This window comes from Pantoea sp. SGAir0215, from assembly GCF_043543215.1.
Map to the genome: position 1 here is coordinate 3279182 of NZ_CP028031.1, position 22829 is coordinate 3302010.

At 57.5% G+C, this 22829-nt stretch carries 18 protein-coding genes; all 18 read right to left on the minus strand.

Going from position 1 to position 22829, the window contains the following annotated elements; translation table 11 throughout:
- Nucleotides 1-57 precede the first annotated feature (57 nt).
- Nucleotides 58-1839 (minus strand): thiamine pyrophosphate-requiring protein, encoded by a 1782-nt coding sequence (locus C1N64_RS15355; RefSeq protein ID WP_394514931.1) that lies wholly within the window; start codon nucleotides 1837-1839, stop codon nucleotides 58-60.
- 138 nt (nucleotides 1840-1977) lie between these two features.
- The gene (locus C1N64_RS15360; protein ID WP_033740352.1) at nucleotides 1978-2493 is read right to left on the minus strand and encodes an Lrp/AsnC family transcriptional regulator; all 516 of its coding nucleotides are present in this window, start codon (nucleotides 2491-2493) and stop codon (nucleotides 1978-1980) included.
- 249 nt (nucleotides 2494-2742) lie between these two features.
- On the minus strand, nucleotides 2743-4056 hold the full coding sequence (gene gabT, locus C1N64_RS15365; RefSeq protein ID WP_164482129.1) for a 4-aminobutyrate--2-oxoglutarate transaminase: 1314 nt from the start codon (nucleotides 4054-4056) through the stop codon (nucleotides 2743-2745).
- 113 nt (nucleotides 4057-4169) lie between these two features.
- Nucleotides 4170-5303: a M20 aminoacylase family protein gene (locus tag C1N64_RS15370; RefSeq protein WP_133745332.1), complete on the minus strand. Its 1134-nt coding sequence runs from the start codon at nucleotides 5301-5303 to the stop codon at nucleotides 4170-4172.
- A gap of 1 nt (nucleotide 5304) precedes the next feature.
- Nucleotides 5305-6231: a 2-hydroxyacid dehydrogenase gene (locus C1N64_RS15375; RefSeq protein WP_172912973.1), complete on the minus strand. Its 927-nt coding sequence runs from the start codon at nucleotides 6229-6231 to the stop codon at nucleotides 5305-5307.
- Nucleotides 6231-7073 carry a GNAT family N-acetyltransferase gene (locus C1N64_RS15380; RefSeq protein ID WP_263757849.1) on the minus strand — a complete coding sequence of 281 codons (843 nt, stop codon included), beginning with the start codon at nucleotides 7071-7073 and terminating at the stop codon, nucleotides 6231-6233. The genes C1N64_RS15375 and C1N64_RS15380 overlap by 1 nt, the downstream gene beginning before the upstream one ends.
- A 10-nt stretch (nucleotides 7074-7083) precedes the next feature.
- Nucleotides 7084-8415 carry an NAD(P)/FAD-dependent oxidoreductase gene (locus C1N64_RS15385; protein WP_394514932.1) on the minus strand — a complete coding sequence of 444 codons (1332 nt, stop codon included), beginning with the start codon at nucleotides 8413-8415 and terminating at the stop codon, nucleotides 7084-7086.
- An 83-nt stretch (nucleotides 8416-8498) separates the two neighbouring features.
- Nucleotides 8499-10163 (minus strand): ABC transporter ATP-binding protein, encoded by a 1665-nt coding sequence (locus tag C1N64_RS15390; protein WP_110268287.1) that lies wholly within the window; start codon nucleotides 10161-10163, stop codon nucleotides 8499-8501.
- Complete coding sequence (locus tag C1N64_RS15395) at nucleotides 10160-11008, minus strand: ABC transporter permease (protein WP_006119653.1); 849 nt, start codon at nucleotides 11006-11008, stop codon at nucleotides 10160-10162. Before C1N64_RS15395 ends, C1N64_RS15390 begins: the two co-directional genes overlap by 4 nt.
- The gene (locus tag C1N64_RS15400; protein WP_039338049.1) at nucleotides 11008-11961 is read right to left on the minus strand and encodes an ABC transporter permease; all 954 of its coding nucleotides are present in this window, start codon (nucleotides 11959-11961) and stop codon (nucleotides 11008-11010) included. Before C1N64_RS15400 ends, C1N64_RS15395 begins: the two co-directional genes overlap by 1 nt.
- Before the next feature lie 27 nt (nucleotides 11962-11988).
- Nucleotides 11989-13596, minus strand: coding sequence for an ABC transporter substrate-binding protein (locus C1N64_RS15405; protein ID WP_039338050.1), 1608 nt, complete (start codon nucleotides 13594-13596; stop codon nucleotides 11989-11991).
- A 151-nt stretch (nucleotides 13597-13747) separates the two neighbouring features.
- Nucleotides 13748-15025: an NAD(P)/FAD-dependent oxidoreductase gene (locus tag C1N64_RS15410; protein ID WP_394514933.1), complete on the minus strand. Its 1278-nt coding sequence runs from the start codon at nucleotides 15023-15025 to the stop codon at nucleotides 13748-13750.
- A 10-nt stretch (nucleotides 15026-15035) separates the two neighbouring features.
- The gene (locus C1N64_RS15415; protein WP_039338052.1) at nucleotides 15036-15704 is read right to left on the minus strand and encodes a haloacid dehalogenase type II; all 669 of its coding nucleotides are present in this window, start codon (nucleotides 15702-15704) and stop codon (nucleotides 15036-15038) included.
- A 32-nt stretch (nucleotides 15705-15736) separates the two neighbouring features.
- Nucleotides 15737-17206: an aldehyde dehydrogenase family protein gene (locus C1N64_RS15420; RefSeq protein WP_394514934.1), complete on the minus strand. Its 1470-nt coding sequence runs from the start codon at nucleotides 17204-17206 to the stop codon at nucleotides 15737-15739.
- A 353-nt stretch (nucleotides 17207-17559) separates the two neighbouring features.
- Entirely contained in the window at nucleotides 17560-19017 is a 1458-nt protein-coding gene (locus tag C1N64_RS15425) for an NAD-dependent succinate-semialdehyde dehydrogenase (protein WP_058701619.1), read from the minus strand.
- 137 nt (nucleotides 19018-19154) lie between these two features.
- A complete protein-coding gene (gene cbl / locus C1N64_RS15430; RefSeq protein ID WP_033740363.1) occupies nucleotides 19155-20114 on the minus strand; it encodes an HTH-type transcriptional regulator Cbl in 960 nt (319 codons plus the stop codon).
- Between the two features lie 203 nt (nucleotides 20115-20317).
- Nucleotides 20318-21235, minus strand: a complete 918-nt coding sequence (nac, locus tag C1N64_RS15435; protein ID WP_006119661.1) for a nitrogen assimilation transcriptional regulator NAC — start codon at nucleotides 21233-21235, stop codon at nucleotides 20318-20320.
- A gap of 563 nt (nucleotides 21236-21798) precedes the next feature.
- Complete coding sequence (locus C1N64_RS15440) at nucleotides 21799-22824, minus strand: ABC transporter permease (protein ID WP_369974382.1); 1026 nt, start codon at nucleotides 22822-22824, stop codon at nucleotides 21799-21801.
- Between the last annotated feature and the right edge of the window lie 5 nt (nucleotides 22825-22829).

Sequence of the window (22829 nt, forward strand, 5' to 3'; positions counted from 1 at the left end):
ATCCGTATGGCCGGGAGCAAGCAGAGTCTTGCCGCAGGGCGAGTGAAAATTTACCCGCTATTGCTTTTTATGAAAAAGTTGGCTGGCCGTGTCACTGAGAATCTGGACCGCGCCACGATCCCCTTTAACCATGGAGGCCATAAAGGATTTGGCCTGACTGAACGTGATATGTGGCGGCAGAGGCGCGACTTCCGGATCGGTTTTTACCTCCAGCAGTACAGGCCGGTCAGCGCTGAGCGCCCGTTGCCATGCACCTGCGAGCGCATCCGGATTATCCACATAGATCCCTGTCAATCCCAGGGATTCAGCGAACTCAGCATAGTTAACGTTCGGCAGTTGCTGGGTTGCTTCGAAGCGCGGATTGCCCTCCATCACGCGCTGTTCCCAGGTCACCTGATTGAGGTCCTGATTATTGAATACACAAACAATCAGGCGCGGATCGGCCCATTGTTGCCAGTATTTCTGAATGGTGATCAGCTCAGCCATATTATTCATCTGCATCGCCCCGTCTCCCACCAGCGCCACAACCGGCTTGTGCGGATGGGCAAATTTGGCCGCAATCGCGTAGGGCACCGCCGCCCCCATACAGGCCAGGCCGCCGGACAGTGAGGCGCGCTGGCCCTGTTTTACACGATAGTCACGCGCAAACCAGTTGGCACAGGAGCCGGAATCGGAGGTCACAATGGCATCGTCCGGCAGTTGCGGCGACATTTCCCATACCACACGCTGCGGATTAACAGGATTGGCAGGAGCATGCGCTCGCGTTTCCATCAGTGTCCACCACTCTTGTACCTGACGTGCAATATCCTCCTGCCAGCGACGATCGGTTTTGTGCTCCAGCAAAGGTAACAAAGCACGCAACGTTTCTGCGGCATCGCCGTGCAGATTCACTTCACAAGGATAACGCAGGCCCAGCATGGCAGGATCGATATCAATCTGTACTGCGCGTGCCTGACCTTCTTTCGGCAGAAATTCCGTCCAGGGAAAGCCGCTACCGATCATCAGCAGCGTGTCGCAGTGTTGCATCATTTCCCAGGAGGGCCCCGTGCCAAGTAAACCAATAGCGCCGGTTACAAAAGGGGCATCATCCGGCAGCACATCTTTACCTAACAACGCTTTTGCCACGCCCGCGCCCAACAGATTAGCCGCTTTCACCACTTCTGTCGCCGCATCGCGGGCACCAGAACCAATAAGAATGGCGACCTTTTTCCCGCTGTTCAGCACCTCCGCAGCACGTTGCAGATCATGGTCGTAAGGGACAACTTTGGGGCGCTTATAGCCGCTGCCAGAATGGGTAAAACCGTGAAGGTGCGGAGGCGCCTGCCAGGCTTCGTCCTGAATATCTTTCGGGACGATCACCACCGCCACGCCATTCTGTGCAATGGCAATACGAACGCCACGGTCAATCAGATGGCGGACCTGCGCAGGCGCGGAGGCTTCCTGCACAAAATTAGCCACGTCGGAAAAAATCCGGTCAAGGTTCATTTCCTGCTGATAACTGGCACCGCGAGCGGTCGCTTCCGCCTGCCCGGCAATGGCGAGAACCGGTGCGTGATCCATTTTGGCATCGTAGAGCCCGGTCAGAAGATGTGTCGCACCCGGGCCGCCCGTTGACAGACAAACGCCAAGCTCGCCGGTAAATTTGGCATGTCCGGCGGCCATAAAGGCGGCCATTTCTTCGTGACGGACCTGGATAAATTCTATGCCGTCACCCTGTTCGTTGGCACGCTGAATGGCCCCTAAAACACCGTTGATGCCATCGCCCGGATAGCCATAAATGCGCGTAACGCCCCACGCCTTGAGACGCTGGACAAAAAAATCACTGGTTTTGGTACTCATGGTCGCCTTCCCCTCTTAGTCCGTGCAGACTTAAAGGGTAGTCGATCAAAAAAATATCAACGGTCAGTGATGGGTTTCGTGCACAGGCGATGTTGCATTCGTACCTGTCATCGCGAAAAAGCGTTCTTACTGCGCGGGCTACTGGCTTCCGTATTCCATCGCGTTATGTTTGCCGATCAGTGAGCGCAGGGGCACACTGCTTTTCATGACCGGGGATTTGATCACGATGTAGCTGAAGTATTTATCAATGCCGATTTGGGCATCGAGCATCTTCTCAATCACGTCCTGGTAGTGCTCAATACTGCGGGTGATAAAGCGCAGAAGGTAATCGTAACCGCCGGTAATCAGATGGCACTCCATCAGCTCATCGACATCACGCATCGCAGCTTCAAACTTCATAAAGTCTTCGCGGCGGTGTCCGTTAAGCGTGACTTCGGTAAAGACGGTGACGGAATCGGTAATTTTGGTGAGATTAACGTGCGCTTCATAGCCCGTGATGAATCCCGCCTGTTCCAGGCGCTTGACGCGTTGCAGGCAAGGGCTCGGGGAAAGCCCGACGGCATCGGCGAGATTAACGTTGCTGATACGGCCATCTTTTTGTAGTTGCACCAGAATATTGATATCGATGCGATCGAGTTTCATTAAGCCGTTCATAGCACCCCTCATTGTTTACCGCTGTACTGGACGTTCGTGACTACCCAGAAATACGCTGTGTACTCGCGCAAAGCGCACTTTTGTTACTCCTTAAAATACGCCTTTTAAAATAACAACTGCGCTACTTTTTTGTAACACAAAAAATCCCGGGCTTATCACGCTTTGCAAAAAATGCGCCAGCGTGACACCCGGTTGCGGCCTGGTGGACCGCATCCCGGGTGGCTGCCTTGTCAATGAGGGCCAGTGCAGTTACAAACGACCGGTCGCCCGCGCCAGCGCGATATCGAAAATATGCAGCGCCTCTTCAAGTTGCGAATCGGTGGTCACTAACGGTGCAAGGAAACGTATGGTATTGCGATGCAAGCCACATTTAATCAGCAGCAACCCTTCCTGACAGGCGCAGTCGAGGATCTTTTGCGTCAGTGCACTGTCGGGTTTGTGTGTGTCCACATCCAGAATCTCAACGGCCTGCATAAAACCTACGCCGCGCACATCGCCAATACAGGCATACTTGTCTGCCAGCTGACGCAGACGCTGATTCAGTTGCTCACCTAACTGACAAGAACGCGCCAGCAGATTTTCCTGCTCAAAGATATCCAGTACCGCGAGGGCCGCCGCACAGGCCAGCGCGTTACCGCCATAGGTCCCGCCCAGTCCGCCCGGTGCCGGGCTGTCCATGATCTCGGCTTTACCTACCACGCCCGAAATCGGCAACCCGCCCGCCAGACTCTTCGCCGTCGTGACTAAATCCGGTTTGATGCCAAGTTGCTGGAAGGCAAACATTGTGCCGGTACGGCCAAAGCCGCTCTGGATTTCATCACAGATCAACACAATGCCGTGCTGGGTGGTAATGCGGCGCAGGGCCTGCATAAACGCGGGACCGGCCGGTAAGAAGCCGCCATCGCCCTGCACCGGTTCAATGATAATGGCGGCCACGCGCTCCGGCAGAATCTGCACCGCAAACAGCTGCTCCAGCGCCTTCAGACAGTCGGCCTCCGTGACACCGTGCAACGGATTCGGGAACGGCAGACGATACACATCACTCGGGAACGGACCGAAATTCTGTTTGTACGGCGCAGACATGCCGGTCAGCGTGACGCCCAGCAAGGTACGACCGTGGAAGGCACCGTCAAAGGCGATAATGCCGGGACGTTGCGTATAAGCTCGCGCAATTTTTACCGCATTCTCGACGGCTTCTGCGCCGCTGGTGAAGAAAACACTTTTATAACGATCTTCACCGCCGACCAGCTTATTCAGGCGCTGTGCCAGTTCGATATAGCCGGGATAGGCCACAACCTGAAAACAGGCATGCGACACCAGGCCGAGCTGACGGGTCACGGCGTTAACGACCGCAGGATGGTTATGACCGACGTTCAGTACGCCGATGCCGCCCACGAAATCCAGATAGCGGTTCCCTTCCACATCCCATACTTCGCTGCCTTTCGCGCGTTCGATCACCAGCGGATGTGCGGTAACGATGCCACGCGGCACATGATGTTCTCGGACATCCAGCAACAGGCTGTTATCCGAATAAGTTTGCTGTTCTGCCAGGACATTCTGCATTTCTCTACCTCATCCACGTCGTGTTCGGTTGGCTTAAGTATCGCAATCTGTTGAGCGATGACGGTGCCGTAATTCCGCCAGTAGCGGCATTAAGTGTTAAAATCCCACAGGTTTCAGCAAGGAAATGTTGCCCCCAGCCCGTGGCAGGCCAGCGTGATAAATGCCCGTATTCCATGCGGTATCAACGCGTCGTTAAAGTCATAGGCCGCATGGTGCAGCGGCTTGCAGGGCGCGGAGCCGATCCACAGATAGGCGCCGGGTTTGGCCTGCAACATAAAAGCAAAATCTTCTGAGGTGAGCGCGGGCTGAGCCGCGAGGCGTGCCTGCATACCTGCGGCCTGCAGGGCGGCGAGTGCCTGAGTCGCTTCCGCATCACTGTTGATCGTGGCCGGGTAATAGCGCAGATAGTTCACCTCAGCCTGTAAGCCGTGCGCGGCCGCGATGTGTTCTGCCATCTGCCGCAGGCGTGATTCGATGATGTCCTGCGCCGCGGGATTAAAGGTGCGCACCGTACCGGTGATGTTGGCTTCCGCAGGGATCATATTGTGGGAGAAACCGCCCTGCATGCGCGTCACGGTCAGTAGAGCCGGTTCGCAGGGATCGAGTGCCCGTGGCACCAGCGTGTTGAGCTGGACCACCAGCTCGCTCAGCGCCAGCAGCGTGTCATGGGTCAGATGAGGCTGGGCAGCATGCCCGCCTGCGCCTTTGATGGTGATATCAAAACGGTCGGCTGCCGCCATAATCGGCCCCGGACGGGTTTGAATCTCCCCAAGCGGCAGCTCGGGCCAGTTATGCAGCGCATACACGGCATCGCAGGGAAAGCGTTCAAACAGGCCATCGTCGATCATAGCCTTCGCGCCCGCCAGCCCCTCTTCTGCCGGTTGAAAGATAAAACACACCGTACCGTCAAACGCAACGTCACGCGCCAGTTTCTCCGCTGCGCCCAGCAACATGGTCGTGTGGCCATCATGACCACAGGCGTGGCTGCGGTTTTGTTGCAGGCTGGTCCAGGCAACCTCGCCTTTATCCTGCACAGGAAGCGCATCCATATCGGCACGCAACCCAATCATGCGCGAATTTGTGCCTTTCTTCAGTATGCCCACGACGCCGGTTTTACCGATGCCACGATGCACTTCAATGCCCAGATCGTGTAAAAAGCGGGCAACAATGTCGCTGGTACGCTGCTCCTGAAATCCCAGCTCCGGGTTACGGTGCAGATCCCGGCGCAACGCCACTAAATGATCCATCTTAATATCCTCGTGAACGATCGATAACGCCGTGCAGCGGCTCACCGCGCTGAAAACGCCGCAGGTTGGCCACCAGTGCGCTCACCGCGCTGTCGTTTTGTGTGCGGCTGGCAATGTGGGGCGTGAGCCAGATGGCGGGATGGGTCCAGAACGCATGACCGGCAGGGAGCGGTTCCGGCTCCGTTACGTCAATCACAGCGGCCCGTAACTGACCGCTGTCCAGCGCGGTCAGCAAATCCTGTTCGTTAAGCTGCGGTCCGCGTCCGGCCTGCACCAGCGCGGCCCCGGCGGGCAACTGGCTGAACAGTCTGGCATTGAGCAGGCCCTCTGTGCTGGGCGTCAGTGGTAACAGGCACACCAGAATGTCGCTGCGTGCCAGAAACGCGGGCAGCTGCGCGTCACCGTGCCAGCACACTGCGCCCGGTATCTGATGGGGCGTCCGGCTCCAGCCGCCGCAGTCAAAGCCTAATGTCTGAAGCTGGGTCAGTGCGGCGCGCCCCAGTTCGCCGAGTCCCATGATCCCTACGCGCCGTTCGCTGGCGGGCACGGCTGAATGCGCCTGCCACTGCTGCGCACGCTGTTGCTGGAAATAGCGCGGCATATCGCGATGCAGTCCCAGCACGGCGAAGGTAATGTATTCCACCATGCCCTGCGTCAGCCCGGGTTCAATCATCCTCACTAACGGCAGGTGCGCAGGAAGCGCGGACAGATCGAACTGTTCCGCCCCGGCACCGACAGAAAACAGAATTTTCAGGTTGGGAAACCGGCGGGTCACATCGTCCGGCGGCACCCAGGCGATCACCGCCTCCACCTGCTCCGGCTCACCCGTTTCGGGCCAGAGATGTAAGTGGATATCCGGCGCATGCGCCGCCAGCCAGCGCTGCCAGTAAAGGCCGCGCTGGGGCTCCGATTTGTACACGATATGCATCAGGCCATCGCCTGGGTCATTAAGCCAAACGCCTGCATGCCCTGTGGTGCCCACACCTGGCCACGTACCATGGTGACCGGGGCATCCACATTGGCCAGTCCAAGACTTTCAAGCCAGCTGGCCATCGGCAGCGCGGCGTCGGTGTCCATGCGCAGATATTCCCCTTTCAGGCCCTGCATTAACGCGGCGGTCAGTGCCTGTGCCACCGGTAAACTGTCCGCGATCACCGGTCCAATCACCCAGCCGCGGCCAAAACGGCGCAGGCTGGCAAACCCGCGCGCCTGTTGTGCGTCATCCTGCAAAATAACGGTCTGGTTATCGTTAATAAGATGCGCAATAAGTTCAGGGCGGTACAGCCCATGCGCCGCCTGGTCCATCTGCACCAGCCTGTCCTGGTCGTCGACGGTTGCGGCAGACAGAGTTAACCCCGCCGGGATGGGCACGGCCGGCACGCTGCTCAGGGACGGCGTTTGGTACTGGAGAATGTTGCCGCAGGCCACAAAACCCAGTTTCTCGTAAAGGCCCTTGCCCATGTCGGTAGCGTGCAGACGTACGTTATAGCCGGGGACTTTTTCCAGCAGCGCCAGCATCAGCTGCTTGCCCAGTCCCCGGCCCTGATGCTGATTGGCCACAATGACCAGGCCAATGGTGGCGGCCTCGTCACCCCAGCGCCACAGAATCGCGCTGCCGATGATCTCACCCTGCTCTTCAATCACTACGCCTTCGCCAAGCTGGATGCCGATCGCCCAGTCCTCGCGACGGTGCGGCCAGTTAAGTGCCTGGCTCATGGCGTGAACCTGCGGGATATCGTCTGAGGTCATGGTACGAATGTGAAATGTCATTTTGCTTTCCTTACATCATGCCAGGTGCACCAAGTGCGCTGCCGTCAGTGAAACGGCTGTAGCGATAAGGTGTCGGATCGACAACCGGCGTGGCGTCAGTTGCCAGCTCGGCGGCAAGGCGGCCCGCACCGGGGCCAATGCCAAAACCGTGGGCGCTGAAGCCCGCCGACAGCACCAGACCGGGCAGTTTTGCCACGGTGGAAATGACCGGAATCGCATCCGGGGTGCTGTCAATCATGCCGCCCCAGGCCTGGGCAACCTTCAGGTTGGCCAGGGCAGGAAACTCCCGGCGCATCGCTGCCAGGCCGTTTTCCACCACCGAGCGATCGGCGGCCGGATCGAGAATACGCATGCGCTCAAACGGCGAAACGCTATCCAGATCCCAGCGGCCCATGGCTTCAGGCCCATGGAAAAACGGTTTAATCCCGAGGTTCAGGGTAAGGTTTTTACGACGACTTTTGAATGTGGGATAAAACTGCTTCAGATAGCGCAGCCCCTGCGCGCCGGGCTCCAGTCTGCCGCGGCCGGAGACGGAAACCGTATAGCTGCCGTCCAGTTGTGGGCGACAGGCGAAACGTTCGGTATAAAACGGCACGGTAATGGCCTGCCGAATGGGCTGGGTGCGAAACGCGGTGCCAATCACGTTGCCAAGCGGCAGATCGAGACCGTGACGACGGCAAAACATTGAGGTCCATGCCCCGGCAGCACAGATAACACGGCTGGTCTTGATCAGGCCGCGTTCCGTAACGACGCCGCTGACACAGCCCGCCGTGATATCCAGCCCGCGCACGGCACACTGCTGAAAAACCTGCGCCCCGTTTTTCTGCGCCCCTATGACAATGCCGGGGGCGGCGAGTCGCGGCTCAGCAGCACCGTCCGTAGGCGCTGATACGCCGCCCAGCCAGTCAGTGGTACTGCCCGGCGTCATCGCTTTAGCCTGCCGGGCATTCAGAATATCGCTGCGCACGCCGTACTGCTTCGCCATCTGCCCCCACTTATCCCAGGCGGCAATATCCGCTTCATTGCGGGTGGCATACACCAGGCCGCTGCGGCGAAACCCCAGCTCTTCCCCGGTTTCCTGACTCAGTTGTTCCCAGCCGCGCAGGGCTTCAATCACCAGTGGCAGTTCACGCTCGTCGCGATTCTGCTGGCGGCACCAGCCCCAGTTGCGGCTGGACTGTTCGGCCCCGACCAGGCCTTTTTCTATCAGCACCACTTTCAGGCCCTGCTTTGCCAGATACCAGGTTGCGGCTGCACCGGCGATACCGGCACCTATCACCACCACATCAGCAGCATCCGGGAAATCCGGGCTGTCCTGTACATATCGAATCGGTGCGGGCATGTCGTCACAACCTCGTCGTGTGTTGGGGCAACATGGCAATGGCGTGCTGCCCTGCCCCGGAATAGGGGGCGCTTGTTTACCGGTTATTCGGCTTTCAGGATCTCTTCGTGCTCGTCGAGCCAGCCCTGACGGAGTTCAGGCACGGCACGTTTCAGGCGTTCAAAATAGAGCTCGCGGGTCGGCTGCTCGTAATTTTCCCGCGCCAGTTGGGTGACGATAGCGCCATTGCGCATGACGACGATCTCATCGCACACCGCTCTGACGGCGTGCATATCGTGGCTGATAAAGATGACAGACAGCCCCAGTTCACGGCGCAGCTCACTAATCAGATCCAGTACCGCCGAGGCCACCACGGTATCGAGCGCCGAGGTTACCTCATCGCACAGAATGACATCCGGCTCTGCCGCCAGCGCGCGCGCCAGGTTCACGCGCTGCTTTTGTCCACCGGACAGCGACCAGGGACGGCGCGAGAGCACGGTACGTGGCAGCCTGACCAAATCCAGCAGTTGATACAGCCGGTTCTGCCGGGCGATGCCGCTCAGCCCATGAAACAGCGTCAGCGGGCGTGACAGAATTTGTTCCACACTGTGTGCAGGATTGAGCGCCGTATCCGCCATCTGGAAAACATACTGAATACGACGCAGTTCGTTATCCGTGCGCTTTTGCATCTGACCGGCCACCATGTGACCGTTAAACAGGATTTGCCCCTGACAGGCCGGGTTCAGGCCGGCGATAGCATGAGCCAGCGTGGTTTTGCCCGAGCCGGACTCACCGATAATGCCGATGGCCTGGCCTTTCCAGAGCGTAAGATTGATGTTTTCCAGAATGCGCACTTTGGGCAAACCATCACTGCCTTTGGGTCCGTAACCCGCAGACAGGTCGCGTACTTCCAGCAGCGGCAGCTCATTCGCCTTTGCCGGGCACCAGTTGCTGGGGCGTTCTTTCTGTTGCGCCGCCGCCATCAGCAGGCGCGTATAGTCCGACTGCGGTGCGCCTATCAGATGGGCCGTGGTGCCGTATTCGGCAATTTTTCCCTGCAGCAAAACCAGAATACGGTCGGCCATTTGTGCAACGACGGCCAGATCGTGGCTGACATAAATCGCCGTCACGCCACGCTGTTTGACCACGCGGCGGAAGGCTTTGAGCACTTCGACCTGCGTGGTGACATCCAGCGCGGTAGTAGGCTCATCAAGAATCACCACCTCCGGATCGCTAATCAGCGCCATGGCCGTCATTAAGCGCTGTAGCTGTCCGCCTGAAACCTGATGCGGAAAGCGATCGCCAATGGTGTCCGGATTTGGCAGCGCCAGCTCCCGAAACAGGCCCAGCGCTTTGGCTTTTGCCGCCTTGCGCGTCATCGTGCCGTGAATCACCACTGGCTCGATCACCTGGTCGATAATTTTCATGCCGGGGTTAAACGAGGCCGCCGCACTTTGCGCAATGTAGGCGACCTTATTTCCGCGGAAAAAGCGAAGTTCGGCAGGCGTCAGTGCCATGACGTTGGTGCCCGCGACGTGGATATTTCCCTCGGCGATCTTACAACCGTGGCGGGCATAGCCCATCAGCGCCATTGCGATGGTGGTTTTCCCCGAGCCGGATTCACCAATCAGCGCCAGGACTTCCCCCTTCTGCACGGTGAAGCGAATATCGGAGACGATATCCAGCTCATCGCCATTGTCGTTGTGCGCCGTTACGCGCAGCTTATCCACCGAAATCACAGGCATCGCCGTATGTGGTGTCACGTTCATGCCCCCTCCTTTGCCAGCGTCAGCGGACGCATGCTTTGCAGACTGTCAATAAACAGGTTTACGGCGATAGTAAGACTGGCAATCGCCAGGGCGGGCATCAACACCGCCGGCGAACCGTCAAACAGCCCCTGAATATTTTCGCGGACTAAGGTGCCCCAGTCGGCATACGGCGGCTGGACGCCCAACCCCAGGAAGCTCAGGCCGCTCAGCAGCAGGACGATGTACACAAAGCGCAGACCAAAATCGGCCAGCACCGGATGAACCATGTTCGGCAGAATATCGTGGATGGCGATGTACCAGCGGCTTTCGCCCCGCAGCCGGGAGGCGCGGACGTAATCCATATTGCGCAAACTACTGGCCAGCGCAAACGCAATGCGGAAGGCGCCCGGCCAGTAGGTGAACACCGCCGTGATCAGCAGCATCGGCAGTGAAGAACCAAATACCGCCACAATCATCAGCGCCAGAATTTTACCCGGCAGCACCAGCATCGCGTCGTTAATGCGACCCAAGAGCTCCTCCAGCCAGCGTCCGGTGACCGCCGCGATTAAGGCCAGCATCGTCCCAATCAGGCTGGCCAGAATGGCCGCGCCGAGTGCCAGGCCCAGCGAGAATTTCGCGCCGTACATAATGCGCGTGAGCATATCCCGCCCCAGATAATCGGTGCCCAACAGGTTTTCGGGGGTGAATCCGCCCATCAGCGGCCCGGAACCAATATCGTCGAGGCTGTGCGGTGCCCACCAGGTGCCAAACAGCGCGATGACCAGCCAGAACAGGGTCACGATCAGGCCCAGGCGACCTGATAACGACAGTGACTGAAAAATGCGCCAGGGAAGCAGAAGTTTCATCAGCTCCTCCATTTCGGGTTAAAGGCGATAGTGACAATATCCGCAGCCAGCAGCAGCAACAGATAACAGCCGGCAAACAGCATGACGCAGAGCTGCACGACGGGCAGATCGCGGTTACTGACCGCATCCACCATCTGGCTGGCCAGACCGGGATAGCTGAAGATGGTTTCAATGATGATGACGCCACCAAACAGATAAGAAAGGCTGAGGGAAATCGCGTTTGCAATCGGGCCAACGGCGTTAGGTAAGGCATGACGCAACACGGCGCGCATCGGGGAAACGCCTTTCAGCAACGCCATTTCCAGATACGGGCTGTCGAGCTGGTTAATGATGGCCGCACGCGTCATGCGCGCCATCTGGGCGACCAGGCCGCAACATAGCGTGATGACCGGCAATGCATAGGCTTTTATATAGCTGGCGAAATCCATGTTGGGACTGCCCAGTGACATAGCCGAGACCCAGTGCAGCTTCACGGCGAAGATCAGCACCGCTACGGTCGCCACCAGAAATTCCGGTACGGCTACCGTGGCCATAGTGCCAATCACCAGCGCGCGATCCAGCTTCGAGCCGCGGTTCATCGCGGCGGCAATACCGATAATCAGCGCAAGCGGCACGCAGATGGCGGTGGTGGTCGCCGCCAGTTCAAACGTGGCCGGAAGCCGCTGTGCCACCAGCTGTGCCACCGGCAGATGACTGGCAAATGAGGTGCCAAAATTCCCTGTCAGCATGCCGCCGAGCCAGGTGAAATAGCGCACCAGCAGCGGCTGATCTAAGCCCAGTTGCTGACGCAGGGCCGCCACAGTTTCGGGTGTGGCGTTTTGCCCCAGGATCATTTGCGCCGCATCGCCCGGCAGCAGACTGGTGATAAAGAACACCACCGCTGAGACGATAAGCAAGGTCAGGATGCCGGCGCCAATGCGCCGGGCAATCAGGAACATCATGTATCGGTTCATCGGCGAACTCCTCTTACAGACGCGTGATCAGGCAGACAGCCAGGCAAACTCATGGAAGCGATAGCCCATCAACATGCCTGACGGCCAGGCTTCCAGCCCTTTCAGCTTTTTGCTGTAACCATCCATCGAGCTGATAAAGGCAGGAATCAGCGTGCCGCAGTGGTCATAGATCAGGGTTTGCATATCGCCGTACATCTGCTTGCGTTTGGCTTTATCACGTTCGCCACGCGCCGCAATCACCAGCTGATCGAACTGTTCATTTTTCCAGCCGCATTCGTTGTTCGGTGCGCTGGAGAGATAAAACTGTGAGAACAGCATATCCAGTGTTGGCCGCGGGTTGATGGAGCCGTAACCAATGGGATCTTTCATCCAGTGGGTACCCCAGTAGCCTTCATACGGCACACGACGCACGTTGACGTTCAGTCCGACGTTGCGACCTACCTGCTGAATCAGCTGCGCGCCTTCGGTTGCGCCTTCCAGCGGCGGCGTCGTAACAATCTCAATGGTTTGCCCGCTCATGCCGGCTTTGTTGATATAAAACTTCGCTTTTTCCGGATCCAACGGACGGGGTTTGAGATCGGCGTTGTACAGCGGGTGCCACGGCGGCACCGGCGTGTCGTTGCTGACGTCGCCAAAGCCCTGCAACACGGTTTTCACCACGATCTCTCGGGGTTGCAGATATTTCATCGCCAGCACGAAATCCGGATTACTGCCGGGTTTAATGTCGGTGCGGATAATCAGGTTGGTGTACATGCCGCCCTTGGTTTCAAGCACCGCATGATCCGGTGTACGGCTGATGCGCATACTGTCCGAGGCTTTCAGCCCTGAAGCCACCTGAATATCGCCTGATAACAGGGCATTGACGCGGGCCGCCTGATCGGTCACGCCGAGCAGTTCCACCTGGTCCAGATGCGGCAGCCCCGGTTTAAAATAGTTGGGATTTTTCGTGCCAAGCGTACTGACGCCAGGCGTAAAGCTTTTGCAGACAAACGGCCCTGTGCCGATACCTTTGCTGAAATCTTTGGTGCCGTCCTGCACGATCAGGAAGGGCGACGTCGCGAGCATGTAAGGAACATCAAAGTTAGGTGCCACCAGAATAAGCTGCACTTCATTGTCGTTGACGGCGTTGATGGTTTTGAACTGCTCAGCCAGCTTGAAAGCGCTGGACGCGACGGCCGGATCTTTATGGCGGCTCAGTGAATAAACCACGTCTTTGGACGTAAACGGCTTACCATCATGGAAGGTCACGCCTTTACGCAGCTTAATGCTCCAGGTGACGCCATCGTCAGAGTCGATGGATTCCGCCAGCGCAGGTTTCACCGTCAGGGTTTTATCCACCTCTGTCAGACCGCTGTAGAACATAAACTGGCGCGTAAAGTCGGCGCTGTTATTGCCTTTCGCCGGGTCCAGCGTGTCAGTCGCCGACGCATTGGACATGCCCACACGGATTTTGCCGCCCTGAGTCGGTTTCTCCTCTGCCAGCGCCATGCCAGGGAAGCCGATCAGCCCGGTGCTCATCGCGGCCCCGGCTGAAAGCAATTTCATCAGGCTGCGGCGGGACAGCGTACCTTCAGTGATCATCCGCGTCAGAGCAGGATTGGTTACGTCAGATTCTTTATTATCAATTTTACTCATCTGTACACCCTCATTACATTTTCAAGCGAACGGTGAAATTCCCTGCGTTAATCAGACGGCACATGCTGTGTGGCGCGCACCGCGAAGGCGATGATCCGGTCATGATGTTTCGACCCGACAATGCCCCGGCGGCCTGAAAAACAATGTGAAGTTATGAAAGGCGATCCTTTGCTTTGTAGTAGAGCCCGGCGAGAGGCAGGAACCACGGTTTTCCGTGATAACCCGGCAGTGCAGGCCATGTCTCGCGCTGCCAGGGGTTATCGCGGGATTTCTCACTCAACAGATCGGCCATGACCCGGCCCATCCATACCGACATCTGCGTGCCATGCCCGCTGTAACCCAGCGAGTAAAACACACCGTCCTGTTCGCCTGCGTGCGGCAGGCGATCGGCGCTCATATCCACCATGCCGCCCCAGCAGTAGTCGATCTGCGTATGGCGCAGTCTGGGGAACATACTGGCCATGGCGGCGTGCAGGATGTCCCCGCTGCGGGAGTCTGACGTTGGGTTACTGATGGCGAAGCGTGCCCGGCCACCGAACACCAGACGGCTGTCCGCGGTGGTCCGGAAGTAGTTGCCGATGTTCATGGAGGTCACATAGTTACGTTTATGCGGCAGCAAGCCGGTAAGAAGCGCCCTATCCAGCGGCTCGGTCACCACGATAAAGCTGCCTACCGGCACAATACGGCGCTGGAACCACGGGAACGGACCGTCACTCGAACAGCCCGTCGCCATCAGCACTTTATCGGCCAGAATGTCACCTTTGCTGGTCACCACCCGATGGCGGTAGCCGTCAAGCCGTTCCAGCTTCGTAACGTGATGGTGCGTATAAATTTTTGCCCCACTGCGGGCCGCGACTTCGGCCAGGCCGACGCCAAATTTGCCCATGTGCATCTGGCCGCCGTGATGCTGTAGCAGGCCGCCATGAAAGTCGCCGCCGTCGATCTCCTGCGCAATCTCTGACTGACTGAGCAGCTCCACTTCCGGATCCACCGTACGGCGCATCAGTTCCCAGGCCTCACGCAGGCCGGAGAAGTGCGACGCCTTACTGGCCAGTTTGAGCTTGCCGCACAGACGAAAGTCACAGTCAATCTGCTCGTCTTTAATCAACTGTCCGACATAGGTCACGGCATCATCGAATGCCTTATAGAACCGACTGGCCTGCTCAAGCCCCTGGCTGGCCACCAGTGAAGCAAAGTTTTGCGCCACGCCGGTGTTGCAGTGACCGCCATTACGGGCGGAGGCCTGACTCATTACCTCCCCGCTGTCCAGCACCACCACATTGATCCCACTGCGCGCCAGCGATAAGGCCGCCGAAACACCGGTAAAGCCCGCCCCGATCACCACCACATCCGCGTGGGCGGGTAACGGACCGCTGGCGGCCGCGCGAAACGCCGGTGCGGTCGCCTGCCAGTACGATTCTAGTTTCATGACGCTGTCCTCACAGACCCACGACGCCGGGCAGGCCGCCAATGTCTTTGATTTCGGTGTATTGGTAATAGGGGTTAGCCGGTTCGTGGCCACGGTTGACCCAGACCTTGTGTTTGATGCCAAGATCGTGCGCCGTCATCAGGTCATAGCGGAAACTGGAGGAGACATGCAGAATTTCGTCCGGACGGCAGTCCAGTTTCTCCAGCATGTATTCAAAGCCTTTCATCTGCGGTTTATACGCGCCCGCTTCTTCTGCGGTAATCGTCATGTGGATGGGCGCACCCAGACGAGGAATATGGTGTGGAATCAGATCCTTCATTGAATTGGTCAGCAGCACCAACGGGAAGGCTTCCGCCACTTTAGCTAACCCGGCAGGCACATCCGGATGCGGTCCCCAGGTGGCGCAGTCGGTGTAAATGTAATCGCTGTCAGCCTGCGTCCATGTCACGCCCCACTTTTTACAGGTGCGCTGAATCGCATTGCTGACCACATCGTAATAGGGTTTCCACGCGCCCAGCACTTCGTCCAGGCGGTAGCTGGAAAAGTCGGTCACAAAGGCCGCCATGTCTTTCGCGTCGACGCGATCGTGAAAACAGCGTTTTGCCGCACCGGCCATATCAAAAAAGATCAGCGTGCCATAGCAATCAAACGTGATGAATTTGGGTTTAAACAGTGCCATTACATTAACCTCGTTATTGTCTGGTTAGGTGCTTAAAAATCGATAAGGACGCTTTTATGGCGCTGGCAGGCCTGGAACGCCTGACGACCCAAATCTTTGCCGATACCGGACCCCATGAACCCTCCGGTAGGAATAATGAAATCGCCGGACCGCCCGTAGCGGTTGACCCATACCGTGCCGGAAGCGATTCCCCGTATCGCACGCATCGCACGTGGCAGGCTCAGCGTGTGCACCCCGGCGCACAGGCCATAGGTCTCATGTGCCGCCAGCGCCAGCCCTTCGTCTTCGCTGTCGAACGTCTGAATTGTCAGCACAGGCCCGAAGATTTCCTGCTGCACTGCCGGATTATCCTGTTTCACCTGCGTCAGCAGCGTAGGTTGCCAGAACCAGCCCTCGTCGGTATCCGCGAAGCGGTCACCGCCCACCAGCACGTCTGCGCCCTGGGCTTTCGCCGCCTCAATCACGGACTGCACTTTTTTGCCCTGACGCGCATCAATCAGCGGGGCATAGCGGCTGGTTTCCTGCCAGGTCACGCCAGGCCGGACCTCACGACACAGCGCCGCCAGCCGTTCCGTCAGCGCATCGGCAATACCGCGCTGCACAATCAGGCGCGTCCCGGCAACGCAGGCCTGGCCGCCGTTGGCGGTAAAGCCACGCAGAATACGTTGTGCCAGCACCTCAATCTCGCCCGCATCATCAAACACCAGTTGGGGGCTTTTGCCGCCTAACTCCAGCGTGACGGGCTTCATGCCAAACTGGGCCGCATCACTCATAATGCGCGCGCCTGTCACAGTGGAGCCGGTAAAGGAGACTTTGCGCACCAGGGGATGCCTGACCAGGGCGCTGCCGGTCACCGCACCGCTGCCCTGCACAATATTCAGAATGCCCGCCGGTAACCCGGCCTGTACCGCCAGCTCGGCCATACGCACGGTGGACAGCGGCGTCAGCTCTGAGGGTTTTAGCACTACCGCATTGCCTGCGGCCAGCGCAGGTCCGCATTTCCACGAAGCCATCGACAGCGGGAAGTTCCACGGCGTGATCGCCCCGATAACGCCATAGGGCTCCGCAATCAACATGCCCAGGCTACTGTCGCGTGTCGGAAACAGATCGCCGCTGTATTTGTCGGCGCACTCGGCATAGAAGCGAATGGCTTCGGCAGTAAAGGGAATTTCATGTTGCACGACATCGGTAATCGGACGGGTTGAGCCAAGGGCTTCAAGCTGCGCCAGCAGGGGATCCTGTTCGATTAAGTCTGCCCAGCGGCGCAATACCCGACCACGTTCACGCGGTGCACATCCTGACCAGCCGCTGGTTTTCAATGCCTGATGTGCCGTCATGACGGCATGGTCAACATCCTCTGCCTGGGCTTCGCGCAGCGTGGCAAACACCTTGCCATCAGACGGGCGTTTAACGGCAAAAGCGTCGCCCTGGGTCTGTACATGTTTTCCGCCAATATAGTGACCAGGCGGGAGTTGCACGCTTTCCGGGTCGAAACTCAACATGAAAGAATCCTTATTTGTTACACCCATCACACGCTGGATGAATTAATTTCTGGCAATGCTTTTCGGCACGCTTTATTAGGTAATGCAGAAAGTATGCCAGCCGTTAAAAAAATAAAAATGCGTTTAAAACCGCCCAAAAAAATTTTTGTGCCGTATTCGTGAAGGATTTATTGCGGAATTGCCGAAGGGTTAAACAGATGATTTAGTTCACAAAAAAGCCGCATTGCTTTGGTGCAATGCGCATGAAACTTGCACTAAAAAGGAGAATACCGATAAAACGTCGATCTGGCGCACAAAAAAAACGCCAGCATAACGTTCATGCTGGCGAGGAATATCAGAAATTAAAAGTTAAATTACAGGCTGCCCATGTGAAATGTTTTTTGCTCCAGATATTCGTCAATGCCATATCGTGACCCTTCGCGACCTATGCCGGATAATTTCACGCCGCCAAACGGCGCGACTTCCAGCGAAATGACGCCAGTATTAAAACCGACCATGCCAAACTCCAGCGCTTCCGCCACGCGCCAGGCTCGACGGATATTTTCAGTAAAGAAGTAAGCGCCGAGGCCAAAGGGTGTGTCATTTGCCATCGCCAGCGCCTGTTCTTCATCATCAAAGATAAACAGCGGAGCCACCGGTCCAAAGGTTTCTTCCTGCGCGATACGCATCTCACTCGTGACCTGTCCCAGCACGGTGGGCTGCACCCACGTACCGGGGCCGTTGCTGATGCCACCGGTCAACAGCGTTGCGCCTTTTTGCAGCGCATCATCAATGTGCCCGTTGACCTTCTCCACCGCGGAGGTATTGATCAACGGCCCGATAGTGCTGCCAGGGGCAAAACCATCCCCGACCTTCAGGGTCGCCACCGCGTCCAGCAGTCGGGCGGCAAAGCGTTCATAGATGTTACGCTGCACCAGAATACGGTTGGCACACACACAGGTTTGTCCCGCATTACGGAATTTGCTGGTCATCACGCCTGCGACGGCAATCTCGATATCCGCGTCGTCAAAGACAATAAGCGGCGCGTTGCCGCCCAGCTCCAGACTCAGGCGTTTAATGCTGTCAGCGCACTGCTTCATCAGCAGCTGGCCCACGCGCGTTGAGCCGGTGAACGAGATTTTACGCACCAGACGGCTTTCGGTCAGCGCGGCGCCGATGTCTGTCGGCATGCCGGTGAGCACCTGTAAAACGCCTGCCGGGAAACCCGCGCGCTCGGCCAGCACGGCCAGTGCCAGTGCAGACAGCGGCGTCAGGTCAGACGGTTTAACGATAATCGGGCAGCCTGCCGCCAGTGCCGGTGCGACCTTGCGGGTAATCATTGCGATGGGGAAATTCCAGGGCGTAATCGCTGCCGCGACGCCAACCGGTTGTTTCAGGACAATAATGCGCCGGTCGGTCGTTGGGGCGGGAATGGTGTCGCCATAAATCCGACGCGCTTCTTCCGCAAACCATTTCACAAAACTGGCACCGTAGAGCACTTCACCGCGCGCCTCCGCCAGCGGCTTGCCCTGTTCGGCCGTCATGATGATGGCCAGATCGTCAGCGTTATCAAGAATAAGCTGATGCCATTTTTCCAGCAGCGCCGCACGGGTGGCATTGGGGGTTGCCGCCCATGCATGGCGGACCGATTCGGCACAGGCAATCGCCGCCTCCGTTTCCTGGCGACCTAACGCCGGTACGCTAGCCAGCGTTTCGCCCGTAGCCGGATCGTTAACGGCGAGCGTTGCGCCCTGATAACCGTGTTGCCATTCACCGGCAAACAGCGCCTGCTGGCGCAGTAGTGTGTGATCTTTCAGTTGTATACGTGACATCGCATCCCCCTTTTTCAGTTCTCTTCACTTTATCGGTTGGGGGAAGCGCAGGATGTTGTTATTGGCAGCCAGAAAGCGTTCGCTATGGCGAATGACGGCCGAAAAAAAATTTTATGCCGTCAGGGCGCAACGCGGAGTCAGATTTGAAAGTCGATTACGGGCTCATCATCGCCTGCCGTAGAGAGCGCCTGCGCTTTAATTTCTTCAAGCGACAGATTCGCGTTGCACAGCTCAAGGAACTGCCAGACGTAATTGCGCTGCAGTTGTCCCCGTTTCAGGCCCAGCCAGACGGTGTTGGCGTCGAACAGGTGAGTGGCATCCAGCCGGACCAGCTCTCCGCCCGGCTCCTTTTCACAGGCCTGATCGGCCAGAATACCGACGCCCAGCCCGAGTTTGACATAAGTGCGCACCACATCGGAATCCTGGGCGCTGAGCACGATATCCGGTTTTAAGCCGGCGCGCTGAAACGCGCTGTCCACCCGGGAGCGGCCGGTAATGCCCTGCCGGTAGGTAATTAACGGATGCTGACTGAGGGCATTCAGTGAGACCGGCTGCTGTTGTGCCAGTTCATGATCGCGCGGGACCAGCAGTGCATGATGCCAGCTGAACCAGGGAAACGCGGCCAGGCTGTTATTATTGGCCAGCATTTCACTGGCAATCCCGACATCCACCTCACCGGCCAGTAGCATATTCACAATTTCCTGCGGCGATCCCTGATTAAGTTCAAGCCGGACATTAGGATAAAGCTGGCGAAAGGACTTGATGACCGGCGGCAGGCTGTACCGGGCCTGCGTGTGTGTGGTGGCGATAGAGAGAATGCCGCTGGATTCGTTCGTGAAGACATCGGCCAGGCGACGCACTTTACCGGCTTCATCGAGAATGCGTTCGGCGATGGTAAGCAGCGCCTTGCCCGGCTCCGTCATACCAAGCAGGCGCTTGCCCCGGCGGACAAAAATTTCGACGCCAAGCTCATCCTCCAGATCGCGAATATGACGGCTGACGCCTGATTGCGAGGTAAACAGCGTGCTGGCGACCTCCGTGAGGTTGAACTCCTGCCGCGCGGCTTCGCGAATAATTTTAAGTTGCTGGAAATTCAAAATATTTACCTCTCTTTACGCAATCTGATCATTTGATAATAAAAACGCTTATCGATAACCTGAAATAATAAAAAAGATTTATTTATGCATTTGAAGCATATAGAAGGCGGCAGGACGCACAGAGAGGACAGCCTGGAAGAGGAGAAAAGGCAGCGGCGCGGTTTTACGCGCCCTGCTTGAGAGGGATAAACAGAACGCTGTGTTTAGCTGACCAGCGTGAGTTCTCGTTTTTCAGTCAGTGGCTTGTTGAGCAGCGACAGCAGAATATTTTTAACGGCCTGTGCGGGTGGCGATAACGGCAAGCGGTGTGAAAGATTCAGTGACAGCGGCAGGCTGATGGTCGGGCTGGTGATCCGCGCCATCCAGGCCTGGGTTGAACCAACCAGCGCTCTGGCCGCCGATTCAGGCAACACGGTCACGCCCATCCCGCTGGATATTGCGGCGGTGAGCGTCGAAAGCGATTCGATCTCGCCAATAATGCGCGCGCTCAGGCGGCGCAGTGAGAAAGCCTCATCAACCCGCTGGCGCACGGCGCTGTAATCACGCGGCAGAAACAGGCTCATCTGGGCTACCTCGGCCAGATCGACGTTGGCGCCAGGGCAGGCGGTTGCGCCGACCAGATAGAGATCTTCTTTCAGCAGGGGCACGCTGTTGATGCCCGCCGTGGGGGCGCGGTCATACAGCACCGCCATATCCAGTTGCCCGCTGATGATGTTGTCATTCAACGCACTGCTGCTGTTTTCATGCAGGTAAATCATGATATCCGGGTACTGTTCCCGTACGGTTTGCAGAAGCGGCATAGTTAACGCGGATGCCGCCGTGCCCGGTGCCAGACCGATTGACACCTGCCCCTCCACCACCTGACCGGCATTCATCACCGCAGACTGGGCCAGCTCACACTGCCGCAGAATGACGCGTGCATGGCTGTAAAGCAGTTTACCGGCTTCGGTCGGTGTGACGCCGCGTTTGGTCCGGTTCAGAAGCTGCTGTTCCAGTTCGCCTTCCAGCGTAGCAACCTGCTGGCTCAATGCAGGCTGAGCAATATGCAGCACTTCTGCTGCCTGTGTCAGGCTACCGATATCGACGATTTTCACAAAGTATTTCAGCCGTCTTAAGTTCATCTTGCCTCCGTCGCTACGTCAAGGTGTCTGGCTGGTCGCTACTTACCAGCCTGCATGAGAGGGAATTGCAAGATGCAGACCAGGTTTATTCAGTTTGCAAAATATCTTTGAAAATTTTTCTAACAGTCGGATAAAAAAGCGTTTCCTGTTACCTCTAAAGAGGTAATCCCGGACGACTGCCAGACCTGCTTTTCCCATTCATGTCGCCCTGCACCGCAATAGTGCGCAACATGACAGACCAGCGTGCAGGGATGGTTAACAGGCAATCTTCACCGAGGATGAGGATTGATGAACGGTAAATCCTCCCACCTCTCCGGGGCAGGGTTTATCCGTAAAAGGCGGGAAACGTAACAGGTTTAGCAGACCGCCGGGGCGGCGTTATTGCGGCCCGGCAGACGTGCAAAGACGCGTTATTTAAAAGGAATAACCGAAACGGGACGACGCAAACGCATGTGTGATGTAGCAAGGCGGCGGTGGCGCTTAGTCCCGGGCACAGGGTGAACGATGTGACTGGGATAAGCGCCTGCCGCCAGCGCCGCTACAGCGCCAAGGCGGCAGCGTATTCAGCGTTTGGCACGGTTGCGTCGCATATCGATGGTCACTGCGGCGACGATGATGATGCCTTTGATGATATCCTGGATGTACGCATCTACCCCGACAAACGTAAAGCCGCTTTTAATCAGTCCCAGTATCACCGCGCCTATCAGCGTGCCGGTAATGCGCCCTACGCCGCCCATCAGGCTGCTGCCGCCGATAACCGCCGCGGCAATCGCATCCAGCTCATAGCCCACGCCCATGCTCGACTGACCGCTACTGACGCGCGCCGCCAGTACCACGCCCGCCAGGCCGGACAACGCGCCTGCGATGGTATAGACAATAATCAGGTATTTATTGACGTTGATACCGGACACTTTGGCCGAGGTCATATTACCGCCGATGGCGTACACGTATTTGCCGTAGCGGGTATGTTTCAGTGCGATGTGGAACACCAGCGCAACCACCAGGAAGATAATGACCGGCATTGCGCCCTGGCCAATCGAGGTGAACCCGTCAGAGAGAAAACTGATAGGGTTACCCTGGGTGTAATACTGTGCCAGTCCACGGGCCGACACCATCATGCCCAGCGTGGCAATAAACGGGGGAATACCGGTACGGGTAATTAATACGCCGTTAATCAGACCGCACAATAACCCTACCCCAATGCCGGCCCCAATCGGCACCACCGCGGGCATGTTCACCAGTGACGGGAACATCGGGGTCAGCGTATCTGAAGTTTGCGCCAGACTGGCGGCTACCACGGCAGTGAGCGCGATAACCGACCCGGAGGACAGATCGATACCGGTGGTAATAATGACCTGGGTCACGCCCACAGCAATGATGCCGATAATGGCAACCTGCAGGACGATAAGAATCAGACGATTGGTGTTCATCAAAAAAGACTGATCGCGCACATACCAGCCAAACATTTCGAAAATCAACGCAATGCCGACCATCACGACAAAAATGCCGGTATCTTTTGGCAGTTTCTGACGTAAATGCGCAAAAAAAGAGGGTTGATGCTGAGGAGCCTGCGTGGCCGTTGCTTTCATATTAC